The sequence below is a fragment of the Protofrankia sp. CiP1_Cm_nod4 genome (assembly GCF_982290645.1).
The window spans coordinates 1-1,484 of the sequence record NZ_CEVIVC010000008.1 but is presented as its reverse complement, the minus strand read 5'-3'; the positions used below and the strand labels follow the sequence as shown (position 1 = coordinate 1,484).

Here is a 1,484-nt window from a genome sequence, read left to right as displayed (position 1 = left end):
GTGCCCTCGAAGACGATCCGGCCGCCGTCGTGGCCGGCGCCGGGGCCGAGATCGATGATCCAGTCGGCGTGCGCCATGACCGCCTGGTGGTGCTCGACGACGATGACCGACCTGCCGGCGTCGACGAGCCGGTCGAGCAGGCCGAGCAGCCGCTCGACGTCGGCGAGGTGCAGGCCGGCGGTCGGCTCGTCGAGGACGTAGACGCCGCCGTTGGCGGCCATGTGGGTGGCCAGCCTGAGCCGCTGCCGCTCGCCGCCGGACAGGCTGGTGAGCGGCTGGCCGAGGCTGAGGTAGCCGAGCCCGACGTCGGCGAGCCGGTCGAGGATGGCGTGCGCGGCCGGCGTGCGCGCCTCGCCGGCGCCGAAGAACTCCGCGGCCTCGGTCACCGACATCGCGAGCACCTCGCTGATGTCGCGGCCGCCGAGGTGGTGCTCCAGCACCGATGCCTGGAACCGCTTTCCCTCGCACTCCTCGCAGGTGGTGGCGACGCCGGCCATCATCGCCAGGTCGGTGTAGCTGACGCCGGCACCGTTGCAGGTGGGGCAGGCGCCCTCGGAGTTGGCGCTGAACAGCGCCGGCTTCACGCCGTTGGCCTTCGCGAACGCCTTGCGGATCGGGTCGAGCAGCCCGGTGTACGTCGCCGGGTTGCTCCGTCGCGAGCCGCGGATCGCGCCCTGGCCGATCGACACCACACCCGCGCCGGCTGGCCCCGAAAGATAGGGCAGCGACCCGTGCACGAGCGAGCTCTTGCCGGAGCCGGCGACACCGGTGACGACGACAAGCACCCCGAGGGGGATGTCGACGTCGACGTCACGCAGGTTGTGCGTTGCCGCGCCGCGGACCGGAAGCCGGCCGGTGGGCGTCCGCACCGTCTTCCTGAGGGCGGCCCGGTCGTCGAGATGGCGGCCGGTGAGGGTGCCGCTGGCCCGCAGCCCCTCGACGGTGCCCTCGAAGCAGACGGCGCCGCCCGCCGCACCGGCGCCGGGGCCGAGGTCGACGACGTGGTCGGCGATCGCGATCGTCTCCGGCTTGTGCTCCACGACGAGCACCGTGTTGCCCTTGTCCCGCAGCCGCAGCAGCAGGCCGTTCATCCGCTGGATGTCATGAGGGTGCAGGCCGGTGGTGGGCTCGTCGAAGACGTAGGTGACGTCGGTGAGCGAGGAACCGAGGTGGCGGATCATCTTGACGCGCTGCGCCTCGCCACCGGACAGCGTGCCCGACGGCCGGTCGAGCGAGAGGTAGCCCAGCCCGATCTCCGCGAACGAGTCGAGGGTCTGTCGCAGCGCCGCGAGCAGCGGTGCCACCGACGGCTCGTCGAGGCCGCGGAGCCATGCGGCCAGGTCGCTGATCTGCATCGCGCAGGCGTCGGCGATGTTGATCCCGCCGATCCGCGAGGAGCGGGCGGCCTCGCCCAGCCGGGTGCCGTCGCACTCGGGGCAGGTGGTGAAGGTGACCGCCCGGTCCACGAACGCCCGGATGTGCGG

General features: G+C 72.8%; 1 protein-coding gene. It reads right to left on the bottom strand.

The annotated features are described in order from the left end of the window. A partial coding sequence (locus AC5LSR_RS03185) for an ATP-binding cassette domain-containing protein (protein ID WP_493468125.1) occupies positions 1-1,484 on the bottom strand: 1,484 nt, incomplete at both ends.